6 protein-coding genes are annotated in these 3,887 nt (G+C 62.4%); 3 read left to right on the top strand and 3 right to left on the bottom strand.

Annotation, left to right across the window (positions count from 1 at the left end; all coding sequences use genetic code 11):
- Nucleotides 1-500, bottom strand: a 500-nt coding sequence (locus tag B4E36_RS23480; RefSeq protein ID WP_345900885.1) for a twin-arginine translocation signal domain-containing protein, incomplete at its 3' end; no start/stop codon positions are given.
- Between the two features lie 275 nt (nucleotides 501-775).
- On the opposite strand from B4E36_RS23480, the gene B4E36_RS23475 reads away from it, so the two are divergent.
- On the top strand, nucleotides 776-1,549 hold the full coding sequence (locus B4E36_RS23475; RefSeq protein WP_345900884.1) for a gamma-glutamyl-gamma-aminobutyrate hydrolase family protein: 774 nt from the start codon (nucleotides 776-778) through the stop codon (nucleotides 1,547-1,549).
- Here the strand turns inward: B4E36_RS23475 and B4E36_RS23470 are convergent.
- On the bottom strand, nucleotides 1,543-2,235 hold the full coding sequence (locus B4E36_RS23470; RefSeq protein WP_345900883.1) for a DUF4336 domain-containing protein: 693 nt from the start codon (nucleotides 2,233-2,235) through the stop codon (nucleotides 1,543-1,545). The two genes, B4E36_RS23475 and B4E36_RS23470, sit on opposite strands and share 7 nt — an antisense overlap.
- Before the next feature lie 50 nt (nucleotides 2,236-2,285).
- Here B4E36_RS23470 and B4E36_RS23465 point away from each other — a divergent pair, with 50 nt between their 5' ends.
- Complete coding sequence (locus tag B4E36_RS23465; RefSeq protein ID WP_345900882.1) at nucleotides 2,286-2,855, top strand: helix-turn-helix domain-containing protein; 570 nt, start codon at nucleotides 2,286-2,288, stop codon at nucleotides 2,853-2,855.
- Nucleotides 2,856-2,869: 14 nt separating this feature from the next.
- Here the strand turns inward: B4E36_RS23465 and B4E36_RS23460 are convergent, their stop codons facing one another.
- Complete coding sequence (locus tag B4E36_RS23460) at nucleotides 2,870-3,304, bottom strand: hypothetical protein (RefSeq protein ID WP_345900881.1); 435 nt, start codon at nucleotides 3,302-3,304, stop codon at nucleotides 2,870-2,872.
- Nucleotides 3,305-3,379: 75 nt separating this feature from the next.
- Between B4E36_RS23460 and B4E36_RS23455 the strand changes: the two genes are divergently transcribed.
- A complete protein-coding gene (locus tag B4E36_RS23455; protein WP_345900880.1) occupies nucleotides 3,380-3,814 on the top strand; it encodes a MarR family transcriptional regulator in 435 nt (144 codons plus the stop codon).
- Nucleotides 3,815-3,887: the final 73 nt, after the last annotated feature.

The following is a 3,887-nucleotide window of genomic DNA, read 5'->3' as shown; positions in this document are numbered from 1 at the left end:
TCCTTGGAGAACCAGCCGCCCATCTGCGCGCCGGTATTGCCCGCGGGAAGCCCGTAGACGCCGTAACCGTCATAGAACTCGTTCATCAGCGTGTTGCCGTTGCCCTGATAGAACCAGGCATTCGAAAGCCGCGCGTTGAGCCCGAACGGGATCGCCGTGCCGATTGCGAATGTCGGGTCCTTGCCCCAGAAATAATAGGAGCAGGTGTGCGCCGCTTCCACCGTGCCATCCTGCACAGCATCGAGCGCCTGCAGGCCGGGAACGATCTCGCCCGCCGCATAGCACTGGATTTCGAAATTGCCGCCGGTAGCAGCGCCGACGTGGTTCGCGATATCCTCGGCGCCGCCATAAATCGTATCCAGCGATTTCGGGAACGACGACGTCAGACGCCAGGTGATCTTCGGATTTTCCTGCGCGATGGCGGGTGCGGCGAGCGCGGTGGCGGCAGCAGCGCCGACGCCGCCCGCACCGACCTTTTTCATAAAGGAACGACGGTCCATAAATACCTCCCAATTGTGATGTGCCCGCACAAATCCTCCGGCGGACGTCCTGCGAGGAAAGCACTTTGCTCCCGTCGTTTCAACTCCTGCACGTGCTCTCGATGGCGTTTTTACAGCGCCATACGCCCGCCTTTAAACGAAGGTCTAATAGGCGGCGCATCAATTTCGCTTATCAGGCCAATAGAAATTCGCATCGCGCGGACAAAGGAAACATTTGACAGCGCTGCTGCCACTCGACATCACTTCACTCATTCGCAACAGGCAGAGAAAAATCCATGTCCACCCCCATCATTGCCGTTCCCGCAGACACCAAGGTCATGGGCGAGATCACCTGGCATTCGGCCCAGCAGCAATATGTCGGGGCGGCGATGGATGTGGCTGGCGTCATGAGCCTGATCGTCCCGGCCTATGCCGAGGGTGCCGACATTGACGCCGTGCTCGACAGGGTTGAAGGGGTGATGATCACCGGCGCGGCCAGCAACGTCGCGCCGCAGCTTTACGGCAAGCAGGCCGAGGAGAAGGACGGGCCGTTCGATCCCGGTCGCGACGCCGTCACCCTGCCGCTGATCCGCCAGGCCATTTCGCGCGGCATCCCGCTTCTGTGCATCTGCCGTGGCATTCAGGAACTGAACGTCGCGCTCGACGGCACGCTGATCAGCGAGGTGCACGAGCTCGATGACCGCCACGACCACCGCGAACCCGACACCGGCAATCGCGACGAGAAATTCGTGATCCGCCAGCCCGTCTTCATCAAGGAAGGCACCTGCCTTGCCGACATTCTCGGGGCCGGCGAGGTTATGGTGAATTCGCTGCACCGGCAGGCGATCGGCGATCTCGCGCCGAAACTGGCGGTGGAGGCCGTCGCCGAGGACGGCACCGTCGAGGCAGTCTCGGTCATCGGGGCCACAAACTTCGCCGTCGGCGTCCAGTGGCACCCGGAATACTGGGCCCGCACCGATAGCGCGTCCCGCAAGCTGTTCGAGGCTTTCGGCGATGCGGTGCGCGCCTTTGCCCGATCGAAGGACGGGGTCAACGCCGCCGCTCAGTAGAGCCAGGCAAAAGCGCGCTTCAGAAACGCCTGCCCGTCGCGCCGCACCGGCGCGCCATGGGCGAACAGCACCTGTTCCGTCGGCCATTGCAATATCCGCTCTACCTTTTCCCGCGTTGCGGCGCGATCGCTAAAGGCGACGCGAAACTTGCGCGGCACGGCGGGTTCGGCACCCTGCATGGCGTCGAGCCGGGCCACGATCCCGCGCCATCCGGAGAACCAGCCGTGTTCGAAATGCTGGATCAGGTCGGTGAAGATTGCCGTTCCGCTGGCGCGGTGAAAGAACACGATCTCGGTCATGATCCGGTTGCCGTCAAGCACGGCGCGCTCGATCTCGCCCGACCATTGCGCAGCCACAGCTTCGTCCTCCAGAAAGCCGGAGAAGGCGATGTCGCTGCGCTTTTGAGCAAGCGCACGCGGACCATATACATCGGCCGCGGGAAATGCCTCGGCCCATTCCCTCATGAAAACGTGGTGGAGCGTATTGGGCGCGACAAGGAAGCGCGGCTCGCCGAGCGCCGTGGTCGCTTCGACAAGCGCAGGCGATGCGGCAACGGGCGACCAGATCAGCAGGTGGCCATCATTGAGGCGGACCACCGCCATCCGCGTGGGATAGCAAAACCCCATATTGGCTTTGACGACCGGGCCGTCCGCAATCCACAGATTGGCGCCGAGTTGTTCCAGCATCACGTGCCACCTCTCTTTACATATGTGCAAAAATACACAAATGTATAAAAATGACAAGATTATCCCGCACCGAGCGTTCGCACGCGCTGATCCTTACTGCCGCCGAGGACATGTTTCAGCGCAAGGGCTTTGCCGCGACCACGATGGAGGAGATCGCCGAGGGCGCGGGGCTGACGCGCAAGACCGCCTATAACCTGTTCTCCTCGAAGGAGGATATCGCGCTCACGCTGATCGCACGGGTCGAGGCCGATGACGGCCGCTACCGCGACAGGATGGCAGCCGATGAGGACGCGAAGACGCTCCTCTGCGCCATATTTAACGACAGCGCCGCGTGGTGCCGCGCCAACCCCACGCTTGCAGAACTGGCGCTGCGGCCCGCCCGCCGCCCCGGTCTTGCGCCGCCCCCGGACCGGCCATCCTTTCAGGGGTTGGTGCGCGACGTCGTCGCGCTCGGGCAGGATCAGGGAATATTCCGCCGCGACGAGGCCCCGGAATTCATGGCGCTGATCCTGCTTGCCGTCTTTGGCCAGGCCATGCTGAACGCGCTTGCCGGCGCGCCGCTGACCGAAGACGGGATCGCCGACATCGTGCGCCTCGTCACCGAGGGCATCGGGGCCTGACGGCACGGCGAAAGTCAGCGCCGCCGCCCCTTCATCCGCAATCCGTCGCGCATGTTCATCGCCATCAACGCGATATTGACGGCGCCGAAGACGAGTTCGATTGCCTGCACGGCATAAAACGATGCGTCAAACGCGCCCGCTTCCGCCTTTGACGCGAGGAACAGCGCGCAGGGGATCAGCACGATGATACCGTTGGCGGCAATGATCGGCATGCGCCTGCGCTTTGCCGCGACCAGCGGCCCGCACATTTTTCCCGCAAGGCGAAAGCCTGACAATCCCGCCAGCGCCAGTAGCGGCACCAGCAGCAGAAAGCCCCAGGGGATCGCAGCCTTGACCAACGCCACCAGTTCGGGGCCGGCGAAGACCTCCGCCATAACGGTCGAGAGCCAGAATGTGGTGATGAGCACAAGCGCCAATGCGCCGGCTATGGGATGCATGGTCTTAAGCATGGTCGTACTCCTGTCAATTTACATAGCAAGCTATATAACATTGCATAGCAAGCTATGCAAATGCTAATGAAGAACATGAGCTTTTCAAAAGACGATTCCGCCGGCTATCTCGCCAACCATATGGCGCGCCTGTTCGAACGCGGGCTTGCCGCCCGCATCCGGCCGCTCGGGCTGACGACGGGCACCTTCCCGGCGCTGCTGGAATTGTGGGAAAATGACGGACTGACGCAGAAGCAGTTGGTGGAACGGCTCGATATCGAGCAGGCGACCATGGCCAACACCCTGTCGCGCATGGAACGCGACGGGTTGATCAGGCGGGAAAAGGACCCCGGCGACGGCCGCGTTCAGCGCATCCGGCTGACGGAGCGCGCGCGCGCCCTCCGCGATCCCGCGATCGCCGCCGCCACGGCGGAAAACGAAGACGCTCTCTTCGCCCTTTCGGACGAGGAGAGCGCAGAATTCATCTCACTCATGCAGAAGATCATCGCGGCCAGAAAGCAGCGGGTTTAACCCTCAGACTGCTGACAAAGCACCAGGCCTTGACCATCTCGTGTCATCGGCCCTTCGTTCTTGTGTCATCAAC

It is taken from the genome of Martelella sp. UBA3392, from assembly GCF_002358775.1.
In the GTDB taxonomy this organism is placed as follows: Bacteria; Pseudomonadota; Alphaproteobacteria; order Rhizobiales; family Rhizobiaceae; genus Martelella; species Martelella mediterranea.
This window is presented reverse-complemented; position numbering and strand designations above follow the sequence as displayed.